At 72.0% G+C, this 19,363-nt stretch carries 18 protein-coding genes and 1 tRNA gene; 13 read left to right on the forward strand and 6 right to left on the reverse strand.

Annotated elements, in window-relative coordinates; genetic code table 11:
* The 4 genes from RM779_RS25535 to RM779_RS25550 form a co-directional block, all read right to left on the reverse strand.
* The gene (locus tag RM779_RS25535) at nt 1-1,332 is read right to left on the reverse strand and encodes an O-antigen ligase family protein (protein ID WP_311620110.1); all 1,332 of its coding nucleotides are present in this window, start codon (nt 1,330-1,332) and stop codon (nt 1-3) included.
* Nucleotides 1,332-2,723 carry an exopolysaccharide biosynthesis polyprenyl glycosylphosphotransferase gene (locus RM779_RS25540; RefSeq protein ID WP_311620111.1) on the reverse strand — a complete coding sequence of 464 codons (1,392 nt, stop codon included), beginning with the start codon at nt 2,721-2,723 and terminating at the stop codon, nt 1,332-1,334. Before RM779_RS25540 ends, RM779_RS25535 begins: the two co-directional genes overlap by 1 nt.
* Nucleotides 2,720-3,868 (reverse strand): glycosyltransferase, encoded by a 1,149-nt coding sequence (locus RM779_RS25545; protein ID WP_311620112.1) that lies wholly within the window; start codon nt 3,866-3,868, stop codon nt 2,720-2,722. The genes RM779_RS25540 and RM779_RS25545 overlap by 4 nt, the downstream gene beginning before the upstream one ends.
* Nucleotides 3,869-4,069: 201 nt before the next feature.
* A tRNA-Leu gene (locus RM779_RS25550) sits at nt 4,070-4,156 on the reverse strand.
* Between the two features lie 304 nt (nt 4,157-4,460).
* Between RM779_RS25550 and RM779_RS25555 the strand changes: the two genes are divergently transcribed.
* The 6 genes from RM779_RS25555 to pknB all read left to right on the forward strand — a co-directional run bounded on the left by RM779_RS25555 (nt 4,461) and on the right by pknB (nt 12,480).
* Nucleotides 4,461-5,285: an FhaA domain-containing protein gene (locus tag RM779_RS25555; protein ID WP_077060127.1), complete on the forward strand. Its 825-nt coding sequence runs from the start codon at nt 4,461-4,463 to the stop codon at nt 5,283-5,285.
* Nucleotides 5,286-5,295: 10 nt separating this feature from the next.
* Nucleotides 5,296-5,808: an FHA domain-containing protein FhaB/FipA gene (locus tag RM779_RS25560; RefSeq protein ID WP_311620113.1), complete on the forward strand. Its 513-nt coding sequence runs from the start codon at nt 5,296-5,298 to the stop codon at nt 5,806-5,808.
* A 40-nt stretch (nt 5,809-5,848) separates the two neighbouring features.
* On the forward strand, nt 5,849-7,309 hold the full coding sequence (locus RM779_RS25565) for a PP2C family protein-serine/threonine phosphatase (RefSeq protein ID WP_311620114.1): 1,461 nt from the start codon (nt 5,849-5,851) through the stop codon (nt 7,307-7,309).
* Nucleotides 7,310-7,370: 61 nt separating this feature from the next.
* Nucleotides 7,371-8,768, forward strand: a complete 1,398-nt coding sequence (locus RM779_RS25570) for an FtsW/RodA/SpoVE family cell cycle protein (RefSeq protein ID WP_311620115.1) — start codon at nt 7,371-7,373, stop codon at nt 8,766-8,768.
* On the forward strand, nt 8,765-10,237 hold the full coding sequence (locus RM779_RS25575) for a peptidoglycan D,D-transpeptidase FtsI family protein (RefSeq protein ID WP_311620116.1): 1,473 nt from the start codon (nt 8,765-8,767) through the stop codon (nt 10,235-10,237). Before RM779_RS25570 ends, RM779_RS25575 begins: the two co-directional genes overlap by 4 nt.
* A gap of 218 nt (nt 10,238-10,455) precedes the next feature.
* Nucleotides 10,456-12,480 (forward strand): Stk1 family PASTA domain-containing Ser/Thr kinase, encoded by a 2,025-nt coding sequence (gene pknB, locus RM779_RS25580; RefSeq protein ID WP_311620117.1) that lies wholly within the window; start codon nt 10,456-10,458, stop codon nt 12,478-12,480.
* Nucleotides 12,481-12,544: 64 nt separating this feature from the next.
* Here pknB and RM779_RS25585 read toward each other — a convergent pair whose 3' ends face one another.
* Nucleotides 12,545-13,054 carry a DUF5324 family protein gene (locus tag RM779_RS25585; RefSeq protein ID WP_311620118.1) on the reverse strand — a complete coding sequence of 170 codons (510 nt, stop codon included), beginning with the start codon at nt 13,052-13,054 and terminating at the stop codon, nt 12,545-12,547.
* 183 nt (nt 13,055-13,237) lie between these two features.
* On the opposite strand from RM779_RS25585, the gene RM779_RS25590 reads away from it, so the two are divergent.
* Both RM779_RS25590 and RM779_RS25595 read left to right on the forward strand, forming a co-directional pair.
* Nucleotides 13,238-13,771, forward strand: coding sequence for a peptidylprolyl isomerase (locus RM779_RS25590; RefSeq protein WP_077060135.1), 534 nt, complete (start codon nt 13,238-13,240; stop codon nt 13,769-13,771).
* A gap of 80 nt (nt 13,772-13,851) precedes the next feature.
* Nucleotides 13,852-14,733: a rhomboid family intramembrane serine protease gene (locus tag RM779_RS25595; RefSeq protein ID WP_077060136.1), complete on the forward strand. Its 882-nt coding sequence runs from the start codon at nt 13,852-13,854 to the stop codon at nt 14,731-14,733.
* A 250-nt stretch (nt 14,734-14,983) separates the two neighbouring features.
* Here RM779_RS25595 and crgA read toward each other — a convergent pair whose 3' ends face one another.
* Nucleotides 14,984-15,247 carry a cell division protein CrgA gene (gene crgA / locus RM779_RS25600; protein ID WP_077060137.1) on the reverse strand — a complete coding sequence of 88 codons (264 nt, stop codon included), beginning with the start codon at nt 15,245-15,247 and terminating at the stop codon, nt 14,984-14,986.
* A 109-nt stretch (nt 15,248-15,356) separates the two neighbouring features.
* On the opposite strand from crgA, the gene RM779_RS25605 reads away from it, so the two are divergent.
* The 5 genes from RM779_RS25605 to RM779_RS25625 all read left to right on the forward strand — a co-directional run bounded on the left by RM779_RS25605 (nt 15,357) and on the right by RM779_RS25625 (nt 19,360).
* The gene (locus RM779_RS25605; RefSeq protein ID WP_311620119.1) at nt 15,357-16,094 is read left to right on the forward strand and encodes a DUF881 domain-containing protein; all 738 of its coding nucleotides are present in this window, start codon (nt 15,357-15,359) and stop codon (nt 16,092-16,094) included.
* Nucleotides 16,095-16,196: 102 nt separating this feature from the next.
* Nucleotides 16,197-16,376 carry a hypothetical protein gene (locus RM779_RS25610; RefSeq protein ID WP_077060138.1) on the forward strand — a complete coding sequence of 60 codons (180 nt, stop codon included), beginning with the start codon at nt 16,197-16,199 and terminating at the stop codon, nt 16,374-16,376.
* On the forward strand, nt 16,373-17,029 hold the full coding sequence (locus RM779_RS25615; protein WP_311620120.1) for an aminodeoxychorismate/anthranilate synthase component II: 657 nt from the start codon (nt 16,373-16,375) through the stop codon (nt 17,027-17,029). The genes RM779_RS25610 and RM779_RS25615 overlap by 4 nt, the downstream gene beginning before the upstream one ends.
* Nucleotides 17,026-18,405, forward strand: a complete 1,380-nt coding sequence (locus RM779_RS25620) for a class E sortase (RefSeq protein ID WP_311620121.1) — start codon at nt 17,026-17,028, stop codon at nt 18,403-18,405. Before RM779_RS25615 ends, RM779_RS25620 begins: the two co-directional genes overlap by 4 nt.
* Nucleotides 18,389-19,360: a class E sortase gene (locus tag RM779_RS25625; protein WP_311620122.1), complete on the forward strand. Its 972-nt coding sequence runs from the start codon at nt 18,389-18,391 to the stop codon at nt 19,358-19,360. The genes RM779_RS25620 and RM779_RS25625 overlap by 17 nt, the downstream gene beginning before the upstream one ends.
* The last annotated feature ends 3 nt before the right edge of the window (nt 19,361-19,363 follow it).

The following is a 19,363-nucleotide window of genomic DNA, read 5'->3' on the forward strand; positions in this document are numbered from 1 at the left end:
TCACCGCGGCTCCCGGCGCGCCGTCGGGGAGAACGCCCACCAGGCGGCGAGGCCGAACGCCACGGCGGTCAGCACGCTGTGCGGGCCGCCGACGTCGGCGTACAGAAAGTTCACCGCCTGCCAGACCAGCAGCCCGGTGGCGGCGAGCCCGACGTCGGGGGCGCCGGCGCGGCGCAGGCGCACCAGGCAGCAGCCGAGCAGCACCGCCCAGCCGCCGACCAGGGCGGTGGCCCCGGCGAGCCCCTGTTCGCCGAGCACCAGCAGGTACATGTTGTGCGGGGACTGAAGCTCCTGCCGCCGGAACTCCTCGCCCGCGCCCGCGGTGTCGCTCCCGCCGGACAGGGCGAGGGAGGCGTGGGTGTCCCGGTGTCCGGCGAAGCCCCTGGGCCCGGTTCCGGTCCACGGGTGGTCGCGCCACATGGACAGGGCCGCGTCCCACATGGCGTACCGGTCGGTCACCGACTGGTCGGGGGTGCCGGTCACCTCGCCGATGCTGCCGAGCCGTTCGCCGACGGCACCGCCGCCGGCCAGCAGCGTTCCGCCGGCCAGGAGCGTTCCGCCGAGCAGCAGCACCGCCAGGGCCCTGCGCGTCAGGCGGAACGCGACAGCCACCAGCACGACCGCCACCGCCGCGGCGGTGGCCAGCCAGGCGCCGCGGCTGAAGGAGAACGCCAGCGGCAGCGCGAGCAGCGCGGCGCAGCCGAGCGCGGCCGGGCGCCGCAGCCGGGAGGCGGCGCGGGGCGGGGCCAGGCCGAGGCACAGCGCGGCGATGAGGCCGTAGGAGACGACGGTGGCCATGCCCATCACGTGCAGCGGCCCGAAGGTGCCGACCGCGCGGACGTTCTCGCCCATGTACGAGGCGCCGGTGCCGGTGAGGTGCTGTGCGGCGCCCACCGCGCCCTGGAACAGGGCGAGCGCCACCATCGCGGCGGCCAGCAGCCTGGCGTCACGCCGGTCGCGCAGCACGAGCAGCACGGCGAGCGGCACGAGGACGAACAACTGGAGGAAGCGCAGGAACCCGGGCAGCGCGGCGAGCGGGTCGCCGCTCGCCATGGTGGCCGCGGCCAGCGTGGCGGCGGGCGCGGCCAGCACGACGGCGGCCCGCCGCGAGGGCCGCGGCACGGGGCGCCGGACCACCAGGACGGCGCACAGCGCGGCCAGGCAGAGCGAGGCCAGGTCGGCGGCGGCGATCCGCCCGCCGGCGGCCGTCCAGCGGCCCGGCACGGACAGCAGCAGCACGACGGCGACGGCGGGCAGCAGGTGCGCGCGACCGCGCAGAAGCCTGGCCGCCGTCCGGGGGGCCGTCCGGGGGGCTGTCCGGGGGGCCGCCATCAGCCGCGCCCGGCGCGGAAGCACAGCGCGGTGGTGCGCAGCATGATCTGAACGTCCCGCCAGAGCGACCAGGTGTCGATGTACAGGTTGTCGAAGCGGGTCCTGTCCTCGATCGAAGTGTCGCCGCGCAGCCCGCTGACCTGGGCGAGGCCCGTGAGCCCGGCGGGCATCCGGTGGCGGTCGGCGTAGCCGGGGTGGGCCCGGCTGAAGCGTTCGACGAAGTGCGGGCGTTCCGGCCGGGGGCCGACCAGGCTCATGTCGCCGCGCAGGACGTTCCACAGCTGGGGCAGCTCGTCCAGAGAGGTGCGGCGCAGCAGCCGGCCGGTGCGGGTCAGGCGCGGATCGTCGGCGATGCTCCAGCGGGTCGCGGCCTCCAGGCCGTCGGCGGGCCGCAGCGTGCGGAACTTCAGCATCACGAACGGCCTGCCGTCCTCGCCGACGCGGGTCTGCCGGAACAGGACGCCGGGCCCGTCGGTCAGACGCACGGCCAGCGCGCACAGCGCGAGCAGCGGCGCGGCGGCCGGCAGCGCCACGGCCGCGACGGCGACGTCGAGGACGCGCTTGGCCAGCCGGGCCGCGCGGCGGCCGGGCGGCGGCGCGATGCGCAGGCAGGCGAAGCCCCACAGGTGGCCGCGGGCCGCGGCGGGCCCGGCCGCGGACGGCTCTGCGCCCACCAGCCACACGGTGCAGCCGTGCGCCTGGAACAGCCGCAGCAGGGAGCCCTCGGGCGGGCGGGTGAAGACGGCATCGGAGACGGCGTTCCGCACGATGGCGCGCGAGACGTCCCGCGGCGAGGTCAGGACCGGCAGCGGCGACGCCTCGGGCAGCCGCTGCGGAACGGGCCCGACCATGCCGACCGGCCGCATGCCGTACTCGGGGTGCTGCGCCAGCACGGCCGCGACGCGGCGGGCGGTGCGGCCGGTACCGACGACGAGCGCGGACCGCGGCCTGGCCCGGGCGGCGCGGCGGCCCAGGTGGTGGGCCACGGCGCGGGCGGCGGCCGACAGCACGGTCTGCGCGGCGAGCAGAAGCAGCAGCGCGGCGGGGGAGCCGGCGACGCCGAGCAGGATCTCCGCCGCACACCAGGCCAGCGCGGCGTGGCCGAGCAGCCGGGGCAGTTCGTCGAGCGCCGTGGCGGCGGGCGGCGGGCGGTAGAGGCCGGCGGCGGCGTTCAGGCCGGTCAGCAACGCGAGCACCGCGGGGCCCACGGGCGCCGCCGCCGGGGCCGCCGCGGCCAGGGCCGCCACGGCGGCCAGGTCGGCGGCCAACAGCCGCCCCGCGCCCCGCCGGCGCGGCACGCGCCCGCGGCGCGGCGGGGGCGGCGCGGGCTGCGGGCCGCGCGGCGGGCCGACGGCGGCGGGGCGGGCACCGATCGTGCCTTCCATGGTCATGACCGGCACAACTCCCTCGTGCGCTCTGCCGCGTGCGGCGTCAGCAGCTCGCGGTACAGCAGGGCGCACGCGGCGGCGGAACGCCGCACGTCGTGCGCTGCCCGGGCGTGGGCGGCGGCCTCCCGGCCGAGTGCGCGTCGGCGCGCCGGGTCGTCAAGGAGCGCGGCGAGCGCGCGGGCCAGCCCTTCGGCATCGCCAGGCGCCACCAGGCAGTGCGGGGCGTGCCCCGGCGGCAGACAGGCGCGGGCGCCGCCGGTGTCCGTGAGGACCACGGGGCGTCCGGTGGCCATCGCCTCAAGCGGTGCCAGGGCCATGCCCTCCCAGCGGGAGGGCAGGACGACGACGTCGGCCGCCGCGTACCAGGGCCCGGGGTCGTCGGTGTGCCCGGCGAGCAGGACGCCGGGCCCGGCCGCCGCCCGCAGCGCGGCGCGCTGCGGGCCGTCGCCGACGAGCGCGAGCCGCGCGCCCGGCACCCGGGCGGCGACCTGGGGCCAGGCCCGCAGCAGCAGGTCCTGCCCCTTCTGCCGGCACAGCCGCGCCACGCACACGACGAGCGGGGCGCGCTGCGGCAGGGCGTGCACGGCGGCGAGCGCGGCCCGCGCCTGACGGCGGGCGACGCCGTCGGCGACGGGGTGGCGGCCGGGGTCGACGCCGTTGGGAACGACGGCCCAGCGGGCGTCGATCCCGGCGCCGAGGCCGCGTTCCCGCTCGGCTTCGCTGACGCACAGCACGCGGTCCGTCCAGCGCACGGCGAGGCGTTCCCAGGCGGTGGCGAGCCGCGCGGCGGGCCCGCGGACGGCTTCGAACGACCAGGCGTGCGGTTGATAGACGGTGGGCAGCCGGCCGCGCAGCGCGAGCCGGCCGGCGAGCCCGGCCTTGGCGCTGTGCAGGTGCACCAGGCGGGGCGCCGCGCGCCGCACGACGCGGGCGGCGCCAGCGACTTCGGCGAACAACCGGCGCCCCGGGGCGCGTTCCGCCTCCCAGGGGAGCACGTCGGCGCCGACCGCGCCGGCGAGCGGCCCGCCCGGCGGACAGCCGACGACCACCCGCAGCCCGGCCGCCGTCTGCGCACGCACGAGGTCCACGACGACCCGCGCCACACCCCCGTCGACGGGTTGGACAAGATGCAGCACGTCACTGCCCATGGCTCACCCTCCGCAGGCAACGTTCCGGCAGGCGGTGAAAACCATGACAGAAACCAAATCGGAAATCACGCAAAACGCACAGAACGGACACAAGTCTCTATTCTGTGATTTTCACACAAGAAACAACCCGCAAAATGGCAGCACAAAAAACGGGCCCCCTGATCTTCACGATCACGGGAGACCCGTCTTGTCAGTAACTCGTGGTGCGCGAGGGGGGAGTTGAACCCCCACGCCCTTTCGGGCACTGGAACCTGAATCCAGCGCGTCTGCCTATTCCGCCACCCGCGCATGTGCACCGCCGAGAGCGTCGGTCCGGATCTGCCTGCGGCTTCCGGGCCTCTGCCGACATCCAGAAGGCTAACACGCGCCGGACGGTGCCTTCACCCGCCTTCGCGCCCGCCCGGGCCCGCTCCCCGCATCCCCTCCGCATTCCCTCCGCACATGCGCGACACTGTTCCTTGCTCCCCCTTACGATCCGGGGAGCGGAGGACCGGTGCCCGGACGGGAACCACCTGATCGTCTCGCGCGTGGATACGATCAGTAAGCCGTACCACTTCAGCCGCGCGCCGGGACCTCGGAGAAGGAGGTGCACATGGGAGTACTGAAGCGCTTTGAGCAGCGGCTGGAGGGCCTCGTCAACGGCACCTTCGCCAAGGTCTTCAAGTCCGAGGTGCAGCCGGTGGAGATCGCTGGCGCACTTCAGCGCGAATGTGACAACAACGCGACCATCTGGAACCGCGAACGGACCGTCGTCCCCAATGACTTCATCGTCGAGCTGAGCGCCGGCGACTACGAGCGGCTGGCGCCGTACGCCGGGCAGCTCGGCGACGAGCTGGCCGGCATGGTCAAGGAGTACGCCAAGCAGCAGCGCTACACGTTCATGGGCGAGATCAAGGTCCACCTGGAGAAGGCGGACACGCTCGACACCGGCCTGTACCGGGTGCGCAGCCGCACGCTCGCCTCCTCCACCTCCGTTCAGCAGCCGTCCGCGCCGCACAGCGCCCCGCCGCCCTACGGTGCACCGCCGCAGGCCCCCGCCGCCGGCTACCCCACGAGGCCGCCGAGCGCCCCGCCCGCCGCGCCCGCCATGCCGCCCCGCCCCCCGGCCGCGCCCTACGGGCAGCAGGCCCAGGGCCGCATGCGCCGCTGGATCGAAATCAACGGCACCCGCCACCAGATGGCGCGCCACAGCCTCGTCATCGGCCGCAGCACCGAGGCCGACGTGCGCATCGACGACCCCGGGGTGTCCCGGCGGCACTGCGAGATCCAGGCCACGGAGCCCGCCAGCGTCAGGGACCTCGGATCGACGAACGGCATCGTGGTGGACGGACAGCACACCAAACGCGCTACGCTCCGCGACGGCTCACGGATCGTCGTGGGCAGCACCACAGTCATCTACCGGCAAGCCGAAGGGTAAGCGGGGGGCAATGTCAGAGCTGACCCTGACGGTCATGAGGCTGGGCTTTCTGGCCGTCCTGTGGCTTTTCGTGATCGTGGCCGTCCAGGTGATCCGCAGCGACCTGTTCGGCACCCGGGTCACCCAGCGTGCCGTCGCCCGCCGCCCGGAGCCGGCCCCGCAGCAGCCGCGCCGCCAGCAGCAGCAGCAGCAACCGCAGGCGCAGCCGCGCGGCAGGCAGCGCCGCGGCGCCCCCACCAAACTCGTGATCACCGAAGGTTCCCTCGCCGGAACCACTGTCGCCCTCCAGGGCCAGACCATTACGCTCGGCCGGGCGCACGACTCGACCATCGTGCTGGACGACGACTACGCCTCCGGCCGTCACGCGAGGATCTACCCCGACCGGGACGGCCAGTGGATCGTCGAGGACCTCGGGTCGACCAACGGCACCTACCTGGACCGCGGACGGCTGACCACCCCGGTCCCGATTCCGCCGGGTACGCCGATCCGCATTGGCAAGACGGTCATCGAGCTGCGGAAGTAGGTCCGACCACTATGACGACCGGAGGGTGGGAGAGGCGCGCATGAGCCTGTCACTGAGATTCGCGGCGGGGTCCCACACCGGCATGATCCGCGACCACAACGAGGACTCCGGCTACGCGGGCCCGCGTCTGCTCGCCATCGCCGACGGCATGGGCGGCCAGGCGGCGGGGGAGGTCGCCAGCTCGGAGGTGATCTCCACGATCGTCCAGCTCGACGACGACATCCCCGGCTCGGACGTGCTCACCTCGCTCGACCACTCCGTGCAGCGGGCCAACGAGCAGCTGCGCGCCATGGTCGCCGACGACCCACGCCTCGACGGCATGGGCACCACCCTCACCGCCCTGCTGTGGACCGGCCAGCGCCTGGGCCTCGTGCACGTCGGGGACTCCCGCGCCTACCTGCTGCGCGAGGGCGAGCTGACGCAGATCACGCAGGACCACACCTGGGTACAGCGGCTCGTCGACGAGGGGCGGATCACCGAGGAGGAGGCCACCACGCACCCGCAGCGCTCGCTGCTGATGCGGGCCCTCGGCAGCGCCGACCACATCGACGCGGACCTGTCGATCCGCGAGGTGCGGGTCGGCGACCGCTACCTGCTGTGCTCCGACGGCCTGTCCGGCGTCGTGAGCCACGAGACCCTCTGCGACACCCTGAGCACGTTCGCCCCGCCGGAGGAGACGGTCCGGGAGCTGATCGAGCTGGCGCTGCGCGGCGGCGGCCCGGACAACATCACCTGCATCGTCGCCGACGTCCTCGATGTCGACACCCAGGAGGGCGACACGCTCGCCCGCCAGCTGTACGACGCCCCGCAGGTCGTCGGCGCGGTCGCCGAGTCGCAGAACCAGCGCTTCGGCGACAAGCAGACGCCCGCCTCGCGCGCCGCCGAGCTCGGCCGCCCGCCGGCGCCGGGCGGCGGCGGCCAGGCCCCCGGCGTCGCGGGCCCGCCCACCGGCGTCTTCGGCTCGTTCGCCGACGACGAGTACGTGCCGACGCGGACGCCGCGCCACCGCGCGCTGAAGCGGACCGCGCTGATCGTGCTGGCCCTGGCCATCGTCGGCGGCGGTCTCTACGCGGGGTACCGCTGGACGCAGACGCAGTACTACGTCGCGGCCAACGGCGACCACGTGGCCCTCTACCAGGGCGTCAGCCAGAATCTGGGCCCCCTGAGCCTGCACAGCGTCGAGCGCGACCACCCGGACATCCAGCTGGAGTTCCTGCCCGAGTACCAGCGCAGCCAGGTGGAGGACTCGATCTCCGCCGGCAGTCTCGCCGAGGCCGAGGAGCGGGTCGGCGAGCTGGCCGAGCAGGCCGAGGCATGCCGTCTGCTGGCCGCCGAGCAGGAGGGGCAGAACGGAGAGGAAGGGCAGAACGGGCAGGAGCCCGGCGACGGAAAGGACGGCAAGGGCGGTGCCGAGGGCGGCGCCGAGGGTGACAGCGCCAACCCGGAGTCCCCCCAGCTGACCGACCGCCAGCGGGAGCTGGCCGGACAGTGCACGCGCTAGGCCATGTCGATCTAGGCCGTGTCGATCTAGAGACCACCGGACTTCCAGCAGAGACCAAGGCATGAGCAGCAGCAACACCACCGTCTCCACCGGCGGGCTTCCGAGCCGCCGGAACACCGAGCTGGCGATGCTCGTGTTCGCCGTGCTCATCCCCGTGTTCGCCTACGCCAACGTCGGCCTGGCGAAGGACGAGTCACTGCCCGCGGGCATGCTCGGGTACGGCCTCGGCCTCGGCCTGATGGCCGGCGTCGCGCACCTCGTCGTGCGCCGCTGGGCGCCCTACGCCGACCCGCTCATGCTGCCGATCGCCACCCTGCTGAACGGTCTCGGCCTGGTGCTCATCTGGCGGCTCGACCAGGAGCCGCAGATCACCACCGACGCGCTCGGCGGCCCGATGGCGGCGGACCAGCTGATCTGGTCCACGGTCGGGCTCGCCCTGTTCCTCGGCGTGCTGGTCTTCCTGAAGGACCACCGCATCCTCCAGCGCTACACCTACATCTCGATGGTCGTCGCGCTGATCCTGCTGGCCTCGCCCATCTTCATCGGCGAGGAGATCAACGGCGCCCGCATCTGGGTCCAGGTCCCCGGCGTCGGCTCCCTCCAGCCCGCCGAGTTCGCCAAGATCATCATTGCGGTGTTCTTCGCGGGCTACCTGATGGTCAAACGCGACGCGCTGGCCCTGGCCAGCCGCCGCGTCATGGGCATCTACCTGCCCCGCGGACGCGACATGGGCCCGATCCTCGTCATCTGGGCGATCAGCCTGATGATCCTGATCTTCGAGACGGATCTCGGCACCTCGCTGCTGTTCTTCGGCATCTTCGTGGTCATGCTCTACGTGGCCACCGAGCGCACGAGCTGGATCATCTTCGGCCTGCTGCTGTCCGCGACCGGCGCCGTGCTGGTCGCCAGCACCAACGCCCACGTCGGCGACCGCGTCCACAACTGGCTGAACCCGCTGGAGCTGCACGCCAACGGCGGCATCACCGAGACCGCGAACGTCATGTACTCCTTCGGCTCCGGCGGCCTGTTCGGCTCCGGCCTCGGCCAGGGCTACTCGCGGCTCATCGGCGGCATCGGCGCCAAGAGCGACTACATCCTCGCCACCGTCGGCGAGGAGTTGGGCCTGGCCGGCACGATGGCCGTCATCCTGCTGTACGCCCTGCTCATCGAGCGCGGCATGCGCACGGCGCTCGCCGCGCGCGACCCGTTCGGCAAACTGCTCGCCGTCGGGCTCTCCGGCATCTTCGCCATCCAGATCTTCGTGGTCGCGGGCGGGGTCACCGGCCTCATCCCGCTGACCGGCATGACCATGCCGTTCCTGGCGCAGGGCGGCTCGTCCGTGATCGCCAACTGGGCGCTTATCGCCCTCCTACTGCGAATCAGTGACACTGCCCGCAGGCCGGCCCCGGCCCCCGCACCCAGCCCCGACGCAGAACAGACTCAGGTGGTCCGAGCATGAACAAACCGATGCGGCGGGTCTCCGTCTTCTGCGGCCTGCTCATCCTCGCCCTGCTGCTGCGCGTCAACTGGGTGCAGTTCGTACAGGCCGACGAGTTGCAGAACGACGCGAACAACCGGCGGGTCAACATCGAGCGGTACGCCCACCCGCGCGGCGACATCATCGTGGACGGCGTGCCGATCACGGGCTCCGAGGAGGCCGAAGACCCGGACTTCCGGTACCAGCGCACGTTCACCGACGGCGAGATGTGGGCGCCGGTCACCGGCTACTCCTCGCAGGCGTACGCCACGAGCATGCTGGAGGGCGTTCACGACTCGATCCTCACCGGCGACGACGACCGGCTGTTCTTCAACAACACGATCGACATGTTCACCGGCGAGGACCAGCGCGGCGGGAACGTGGTCACCACGCTGAACGCCGACGCACAGCGCGCCGCGTTCGAGGGCCTGGGCGACGCGAAGGGCGCGGTCGCCGCCATCAACCCGATGACCGGCGAGGTGCTGGCCCTGGCCTCCACCCCCTCCTACGACCCGTCCTCCTTCTCGGGCAACGACGGGGACGACCAGGAGGCGTGGGAGGCGCTGGAGTCCGACGAGGACGAGCCCATGCTCAACCGGGCGCTGCGCGAGACCTACCCGCCAGGCTCCACGTTCAAGGTCGTCACGGCCGCCGCCGCCCTTGAGCACGGCGCGATGGAGGACGTCGACACGGCGACGGACACTCCGGACCCGTACTACCTGCCGGAGACCAACGACGTCGAAATGCCCAATCTGAGTGAAACCGCCCCCTGCGAGGACGCCGACCTCCGCACGGCCATCCAGTACTCCTGCAACACCGTCTTCGCCAAGCTCAGCGACGAGGTCGGCAACGAGCAGATGAGGGAGACCGCCGAGGAGTTCGGGTTCAACCAGGAGCACTTCGTCCCGATCAGGACCGCGGTCAGCGCCTACCCCGAGGACAACCGCCCGCAGAACGCGCAGGCCGGTATCGGCCAGGCGTCCAACCAGGCCACGCCGCTCCAGATGGCCATGGTCGCCGGCGCGATCGCCAACGACGGCACGCTGATGCAGCCCTACATGGTGGACCAGCTCGTCGCCCCCAACCTCAATGTGATCGAGCAGCACGACCCGGAGGAGATGAGCGAGCCGCTCTCCGCGGAGAACGCGCAGATGATCCAGTCCGCCATGGAGACCATGGTCGAGGAGAGCGACGCCATCGACACCAGCGCGCTCGGCGACGTCCGCGTCGGCGGCAAGACCGGCACCGCCCAGCACGGTGAGAACAACGAGGAGATCCCCTACGCCTGGTTCATCTCCTACGCCATGACCGACGAGGGCTCCCCGGTCGCCGTCGCGGTGGTCGTCGAGGACGGCAACGTCGAGCGCGAGGACGTGACCGGCGGCGGTCTGGCCGCGCCCATCGCCGTCGACGTGATGGAGGCCGTCCTGGCCGGCGAGGACGCCGGGTGAACGGCAGTCCGGCAACCACCCGGGCCCCGTCACACGTCATACACACGACCGCACGTTCCCTGCCGGTCGCGGTACCTGGCGATACCGGTTGCGTATCGGCCGACGACCGCCGTCCGGCGGGGGACGCCCGGCGGGTACCGTAATCCAGGGCTTGGACCCTTAGCCCCACGGGTCGGCCAGGGGGCGCGGCCCGGGACCGAACGGAGAGGGCTGGAAACATGGAAGAGCCGCGTCGCCTCGGCGGGCGGTACGAACTCGGCCAGGTGCTCGGCCGCGGGGGGATGGCCGAGGTCTATCTCGCCCACGACACGCGCCTCGGCCGTACCGTGGCCGTCAAGACGCTCCGTGCCGACCTGGCCCGCGACCCCACGTTCCAGGCCCGATTCCGCCGCGAGGCACAGTCCGCCGCCTCGCTGAACCACCCCGCGATCGTCGCCGTGTACGACACCGGCGAGGACTACGTCGACGGTATCTCCATCCCGTACATCGTCATGGAGTACGTCGACGGTTCCACGCTGCGCGAGCTGCTGCACTCCGGCCGCAAGCTGCTGCCCGAGCGCGCCCTCGAAATGTGCATCGGCATCCTCCAGGCGCTGGAGTACTCGCACCGCAACGGCATCGTCCACCGGGACATCAAGCCGGCGAACGTCATGCTGACCCGCACCGGGCAGGTCAAGGTGATGGACTTCGGCATCGCCCGCGCCATGGGCGACTCCGGCATGACCATGACGCAGACCTCAGCCGTCATCGGCACCGCCCAGTACCTTTCGCCCGAGCAGGCCAAGGGCGAGACGGTCGACGCGCGTTCCGACCTCTACTCCACCGGCTGTCTGCTCTACGAGCTGCTGACGGTCCGGCCGCCGTTCATCGGCGACTCCCCGGTCGCCGTCGCCTACCAGCACGTGCGCGAGGAGCCGCAGCCGCCGAGCGTCTACGACCCGGAGATCACCCCGGACACCGACGCCATCGTGCTCAAGGCCCTGATGAAGGACCCGGACTACCGCTACCAGAGCGCCGACGAGATGCGGGCCGATATCGAGGCCGCGCTCGACGGGCGCCCGGTCGGCGCCGCCGCGGGGCTCGGGGCGGCGCCGTACGGCTACGACGACCGGCCCACGACGGCCCTGCGGGCCGCCGATCCGGCGACCACGATGATGCCGCCGGCCGCCGACCCGGACTACGACGACTACGGCGGCCGGGGCGACCGGCGCCAGCGCAACCGGCACACGTCGACCATCCTGCTGGTGCTGGCCGGCATCCTCGTGCTGATCGGCGCCGTCTTCATCGGCCGCGCCCTGTTCGCGAGCGATCCGCCGGCGGGCAACAAGGCGGTGCCCGACGTGACGGGCTCGACGCTCGAAGAGGCGCGGGCTCAGCTGGAGAACGACGCCTTCGTGCCCGAGGAGGGCGGCAGCGAGCCGTGCGCCGAGGAGGCCGACACCGTCTGCCGCACCGATCCGGCGGCCGGTGAGGAGGTCGAGCGCGAAAGCACCGTCACGATCATCATGTCGGAGGGCCCCGAGCCCGTCGAGGTACCGGATGTCGTCGGCGACTCCTTCGAGGACGCGGAGGCCGAGCTGGAGGAGCTGGGCTTCGAGGTCGAGCGCGAGGAGGAGCAGACCTCGGACGAAGAGGCGGGCACGGTCCTGGAGCAGAGCCCCGAGGGCGGCGAGGAGGCCGAGCCGGAGTCGGTGATCACGCTGACGGTGGCCGCGGAGCCGGACGGCGTCGCGATTCCCGACGTGGTCGGCGACCACGTCGACCAGGCCACGGCCGAGCTGGAGGCCGCCGAGTTCACCGTCGTCACGCAGAACCAGGTGGACGACTCGCGCCAGGTCGGCGAGGTGATCCGCCAGGAACCGGGCGCCGGCACCACGGCCGAGACCGGGACGGTCGTCACGCTCCACGTCGCGGTGCACTCGCAGACCCCGCCGCAGGTCACCATCCCCGGCGACCTCAACGGACAGCCGCTGGTCAACGTGCGGCAGCGGCTCCAGGACCTGGGTCTGACGGTCGCGATCAACGGCCCCGACACCATCACCGCCGTCGTGACCGCCACCGACCCCGGCGGCGGCACCCAGGTCCAGCCGAACAGCACCGTCACCCTCACCACCGAGGAGCCGGGCGGCCTCGGCGGTCAGGACGGGGGCCAGGACGGCGGCAACGGAAACGGCGGCGGGGGCAACGGGGGCCCCGGCGGCGACGAGGGTGCGTTCGGCGACATCTTCGGCGGCGGTGACTGACACCGCACCGAGCCCCGCACCACGACCACCGGGGTGGACCCCGCGGCCTCGAAGCCCGCGGGGTTCACCCCGCGGTGCTTTCCTCCGTCTCCGTCTCCTCGGCCGTGCCGGGCGATGACGGCGTCACCTCGGTGGCGGGGGAGGGCTCCATCAGCCAGTCCGGATTGGTCTGGCCGCTCCACCACCGCCAGGCGGCGAACGCGCCGCCGGCCACCAGCGTCAGCAGCCCGATCCGCCTGGCCATGCGCCCGGTGCGCCGGCGGCGCTCGCGCCGCCGGACGGCGCAGGCGATCTCCCGCGGCGTGATGTCGCCGCGCAGCGCGGCGAGCGCCGCGGCCGACCGCGCCGACGCCTCGTCCCGCGCCGGCCCCGCGGCGGCCCTGGCCCGCGCCACCCGCGGCACGACCTGGGTCGCGTAGCGCAGCCTGGCTTCCGACGCGGCTTTGTGGGCACGCGGTTTGAGGTAGGTGCCCGCCTGGTGCGCGTAGTGCACAGCGTTGTCCTTGGCCGTCGCGGCGTACGGAGTCACCATGTCCGTGGCGTGCCGCACCCCCGACTTCCCGTTGTGGCTCACTGATTACTCCCTGATTGCACTCTTGATGGCCATTTCTCGCTGCCCATTCGTCTTGTCCACTTGTGCGCAAATCATGCCGGGTAGGACGGGGTGAGGCACGCGAAACGGCCATCCGGGGGCACGGCGTGTCGCCGGCGCATGGCAGGATCGGGGACCGTCACTGACGTAGACGGAAGGTACATCGTGGCCGAGCAGCTCTATGCCACCCTGAAGACCAACCGAGGCGACATCGAGGTCCGGCTCTTTCCGAACCACGCCCCGAAGACGGTCAAGAACTTTGTCGAGCTCGCCGAGGGCTCCCGCGAATGGACCCACCCCGCCACCGGCCAGCGGTCCGCCGAGAAGCTGTACGACGGCACGGTCTTCCACCGGGTGATCAGCGGCTTCATGGTCCAGGGCGGGGACCCGCTCGGCAACGGGACCGGCGGTCCCGGCTACAAGTTCGAGGACGAGATCCACCCCGACCTCGCCTTCACCCGCCCCTACCTGCTGGCGATGGCCAACGCGGGTCCTGGCACCAACGGGTCGCAGTTCTTCATCACCGTCGCGCCGACCACCTGGCTGACCGGTAAGCACACCATCTTCGGCGAGGTCGCGAACCAGGCCGGCCAGCAGGTCGTGGACGCCATCGCGAGCACCGCGACGGACGGCCGCACCGACCGCCCGGTCGAGGACGTCGTCATCGAGTCGGTCGTCATCGACACCCGCCAGGGCTGACCGCGCGGGAACCTTTCCGGCCCTCTGTCCGTAGGATGCAGGGGGCCGGAAGGCTTGCTGGGACGCGTAGAAGGGGAGTCATGGCGGAGCCGTACGGACAGCCGCAGCCCGGCGCCGGACTGGCGCACTGCTACCGGCATCCGGACCGCGAGACCGGCATCCGCTGCGCCCGCTGCGAGCGGCCCATCTGCCCCTCCTGCATGATCTCGGCCCCCGTGGGCTACCAGTGCCCCGAGTGCGTCCAGGGCGGCTCGGCCGCCGTGCGCGCCGCCCGCCCGCGCACGATCGCCGGCGGCAGCGTGGCGGCCGATCCGCGGCTGGTCACCAAGATCCTGCTCGGGATCAACCTGGCGGTGTTCTTCGCCGTCCTGGCCGGCGGGGACCGGATGGTCACCGATCTCGGCATGCTGGGTTACGCGATCGACGGCGAGACGTTCACGTGGATCGGCGTCGCCGACGGCGAGTGGTACCGGATGCTCACCTCGGCGTTCCTGCACGAGCAGATCTGGCACCTCGGGTTCAACATGCTGGGGCTGTGGTTCCTCGGGCCGCCGCTGGAAGCGGCGCTGGGCCGCGCCCGCTATCTCGCGCTGTACCTGATCTCGGCGCTGGCCGGGAGCACCCTGTCCTACCTGCTGGCCGAGCAGAATCAGCTGTCGCTCGGCGCCTCGGGCGCGGTCTTCGGCCTCTTCGGTGCGACGGCCGTGCTGGTGCGGCGGCTGCGTTACGACTTCCGCCCCATCGCCATCCTGCTCGCGGTCAACCTGGTGATCACGTTCACCTGGTCCAACATCGCCTGGCAGGCGCACATCGGCGGGCTCGTCGCGGGTGCGGCGGTTGCCTTCGGCCTCGTGAACGCGCCCCGCGAGCGCAGGACGCTGGTGCAGACCGGGACGTGCGTCGTGGTTCTGCTGGTCATCGTCGTGGCCTGTGTGGTCAGGACCGCGCAACTGCTCGGCTGACCGCGGCGCTCCTGGCTTCCGGCGCTGCTCCGACCGTTCGGAAGCCGAAGTTATCCACAGCAGGTGCCCGCACAGGTGCGGGCTGTGGATGACGGTCGGCCGCCTCCGTGTTCGACCACGTTTCCGCAGGCGAACAGGGGTACGGGACAACGGGAGGATCGGACGGGCGTTCCCGTTCTCGCTCAGTTATCCACAGATCTTGTGATGTTCGGGCGAGCTGTGGATAACCTTCGTGACGGCGCCGCGACCCTCACTTCCACTGTGTGGAGACCACGAAACCCACGGCGATGAACCCGAAACCGATCACGATGTTCCAGTCCTCGAGGGACTTGATGGGGAGATCGGCCTGAGTGACGTAGTACACCACGATCCAGGCGAGGCCGATCACGAACATCGCCAGCATCAGCGGCGCCACCCACCGGCGGCCCGACCTCATGTCGATCTTCGTCGCCTGCCCCTTCTCGGGAGGGGTGAAGGCGTCGCCCTTCTTCTTGCGGACGCGTGACTTCGGCACGAGAGGCTCTCCTGTCGATGCGCTGCCTGATCGCGCCGGACAGCGCGTAACTAAGGGATCGTCCGTTAGCGTAGTGCTTCATCGGCCGATTAAGGAGACCAGGGGTACGGTGAGCATCAATCGCTTCCGCCCGGCACGCCTGGGTACCGTCGCCGTCTTCGGACTCGCCGGCCTCATATTCTGGCTCAGCTTCAACGTCTCCGGCGGCAACAACATCCGCACTGATGACTCCTTGCTTCAAATGTCCGATCTCATCCGCGAGCGGGCCCGGCAGAACGAGTCCCTGGAGTCCTCCGCCGCCGAGCTGCGCGCCGAGGTCGACGCCCTCGCCGAACGTGACGGGCCGCCCGATCCCGGCCGCCAGCAGCGCCTCGACGATCTCACCGCGGCCGCCGGCCTCGACGACCTCACCGGCCCGGGGCTGACCGTCACGCTCACCGACGCGCCGCCCGACGCGGAACCCCTGGTACCCGATGTCCCCGAGCCCTCGCCGAACGACCTCGTCATCCACCAGCAGGACCTCCAGGCCGTCGTCAACGCCCTGTGGACGGGCGGCGCCACGGGAATCCGGGTCATGGACCAACGTCTCATCTCCACCAGCGCGGTCCGCTGCGTCGGCAACACGCTGATCCTCCAGGGCCGCCTCTACTCCCCGCCCTACACCATCACCGCCGTCGGCGATCGCGACCGGCTGCGCGCCGCGCTCGACGCCTCGCCCGAGATCGGCAATTACCAGCAGTACGTGACCGCCTACGGCCTCGGCTGGGAGGTCGAGGAGCACCCCGCGGTGACCCTGCCCGGCTACGGTGGCAGCGTCGCGCTCCAGCACGCGAGGCCCGTGGAATGACCGCGAATCCCTCTTCCCCCTCCAGCGCGTCGCGGGCGCGTCGTACGCTTGGGGCACGCGGCGTCAGCTGACGCGTCGGACGAAGGGTAGAGAGCAGAGACCATGTACGGGTGGATCTGGCGGCACCTGCCGGGCAACGTGCTGGTGCGGGCACTGATCTCGCTGGTGCTCGTGCTTGGCGTGGTGTACCTCCTCTTCCAGTACATCTTCCCCTGGGCCGAGCCCCTGCTCCCGTTCAACGACGTGACGGTGGACGACGGAGGGGAGGAGACCGGCACGTGAGTGCAACGCGCATCCTGGTCGTCGACAACTACGACAGCTTCGTCTACAACCTCGTTCAGTACCTGTACCAGCTCGGTGCCACCTGCGAAGTCCGGCGCAACGACACGGTCGGCACCGATCACGTCGCCGAGGGCGGCTTCGACGGCGTCCTGCTGTCCCCCGGCCCCGGCACGCCCGAACGGGCCGGTGTCAGCGTCGACATGGTGCGGCACTGCGCCGCAACCGGCACCCCCGTCTTCGGCGTCTGCCTCGGCATGCAGGCGATGGCGGTGGCCTACGGCGGCGTCGTGGGCCGCGCCCCCGAGCTGCTGCACGGCAAGACGTCCGAGGTGCACCACGAGGGCGGCGGCGTCTTCGCCGGGCTGCCCTCGCCCCTGACGGTCACCCGCTACCACTCCCTGGCCGCCCGCGAGGAGACGCTGCCCGCGGAGCTGGAAGTCACCGCCCGCACGGGCGGCGTGCTGATGGGCCTGCGGCACCGCGGCTTCCCGGTCGAGGGCGTGCAGTTCCACCCGGAGTCGGTCCTCACCAGGGGCGGGCACCGGATGCTGGCCAACTGGCTGGAGCGCTGCGGCGATACCGAGGCGGTCGCCCGCTCGCACGGCCTCGCCCCCGTCGTGGGGCGCATGGGCCAGCAGGGGCCGGCGGCGTGACCGCAGGGCACCCGGACGGGGGTGCGGGGTGGGGCGGCGGCAGTGACGCGTACGCCTACCCGGACGTCCAACCGGACGCCTACGCCGCCCCCTACGCCGACACCTACGCCACGGGCCGGCCGGACGCCCACGGCGACCCCGACCCCTTCGCCGCCGCGGTCGGCGCGCTGGACGATCCGCTGAACGACCCGCTGCCGGGCGACCGTTACCCCGAGGAGCAGCAGGCGTACGCGCCCGGGCACCACGCGGCCCACGACGAGTACGACCCGGAAACGGTCGGCCTGCGCCGCCCCGCGGACCTCAACACCGGCGGTCGGCACGCCCAGGGCGAGGCCGACACCACGGCACTGCGCACAACCGAACCGGCCCCGAGTCCAAATCCGAGTCCTGGCCCGGGCCGGGCGGCACGCCGCCGCGCGGCCAACGCCACCGAGCCCGCCCCCGCCGAGGGCCGCGCCGCACGCCGCAAAGCGGCGGCCGCCACCGAGCCGGCTCCCGCCGAGGGCCGGGCGGCACGCCGCCGCGCGGCCAACGCCACCGAGCCCGCCCCCGCGGAAGGCCGCGCCGCACGCCGCAAGGCGGCGGCGGGCGGTCAGCCCGCCGCCGCCGAGGCGGCGGTCGGCGGGGGCCGCGCGGCGCGCCGCAAGGCGGCCAAGACCGCCGCGAAGGCGGCGAAGCAGACCGGCACCGCCATCAGCAATGTCATCGGCGAGCTGTTCATCACCACCGGCGTGCTGCTGCTCCTCTTCGTCGTCTACCAACTCTGGTGGACCAACGTGCAGGCCAGGGCGCACGCCAACGACGAGGCCGACCGGCTCACGGAGCAGTGGGACGGGAACGGCTCCGGCGGCGCGGGGGGCGAGGAGAACCGCGACCCGGGCACGTTCTCCGCGGGCGAGGGCTTCGCGATCCTCTACATACCGTCCCTCGACGTGCGCGTCCCGATCGCCGAAACGGTCAATCCGGAGAACGTCCTCGACAAGGGCATGGTCGGGCACTACTCGGAGGAGGACCGGCTGCCGACCGCGATGCCCTGGGACGAGGAGGGCAACTTCGGCATCGCCGGCCACCGCAACACCCACGCCGAGCCGTTCCGCTACATCAACCGCCTGGAGCCGGGCGATCCGATCGTCGTGGAGACCGAGGACACGTTCTACACCTACGAGATGGCCAGTCGGCTGGACTCGACCTCGCCCTCCAACACGGCCGTGCTCGATCCGGTCCCCGAGCAGGGCGGCTTCACCGAGCCGGGCCGCTACATCACCCTCACCACCTGCACCCCGGAGTTCACCTCCACATACCGTCTGATTGTCTGGGGTCAGATGGTGGAAGAACGTCCGCGAAGCGAAGGGAAGCCGGATGCCCTCGTCAACTGAGCGGAACACGCCGGCGACGCCGGAGGAGGAAGCGACCCCGGCCCCCGCCGAGGAGACCGCGGACACCACGGAGACGGAGAAGCCCGAGCCCGCCGCCGAGGAGACCGCGGAAGCCGAGAACGGCACGGAATCCGCGGACACCACGGAACCCAAGGACACCACGGAATCCGCGGAGGCCACCGACACCACCGAATCCACCGACACCGAGGAGCCCAAGGGGCGCGCCGCCGGCCGGGTCGGTGCGGGGCGGCGGCGTCTCGCTCTCGCCGTCAGCGTGTTCGGCGAGCTGCTGATCACGGCGGGCGCCGTCCTCGCCCTCTTCGTCGTCTACTCCCTCTGGTGGACGAACGTCCTCGCCAACCAGGAGGCCGAACGTGACGGCAACGCCGTCCGCGAGAACTGGGCCGCCGCCGGGGACGACGACGGCGACGACCGCACGTCGCCCGCCACGTTCGAGCCCGAGGACGGCCTCGGCTTCCTGCACGTTCCGACGATGACGGGTGCCGACATCCTCGTGAAGGAAGGCATCGACCTCGACATCCTCAACGGGGGCGTCGCCGGGTACTACGACGAGCCGGTGCAGTCGGCGATGCCGTGGGACGAGGAGGGCAACTTCTCGGTCGCCGCCCACCGCGACGGGCACGGCGCGAAGTTCCACAACATCCAGCGCATCGAGGAAGGCGACCCGATCGTCTTCGAGACGAAGAACACCTGGTACATCTACCGGGCCTACGCCATCCTCCCGGAGACGTCGCGGTACAACACCGCGGTCCTCGACCCGATCCCCGAGGAGTCGGGGAAGACCGAGGCCGGCCAGTACATCACGCTCACCACCTGCACGCCCGTCTACACTTCCGAGCACCGCTACATCGTGTGGGGCGAGCTGGAGCGCACCGAGCACGTCAACGCCCAGCGTGATCTGCCACAGGAGCTGCTGGAGTTCCAGGACGACTGACCC

Origin of the sequence: Streptomyces johnsoniae (assembly GCF_031845565.1) — a bacterium.
Lineage (GTDB): Bacteria > Actinomycetota > Actinomycetes > Streptomycetales > Streptomycetaceae > Streptomyces > Streptomyces johnsoniae.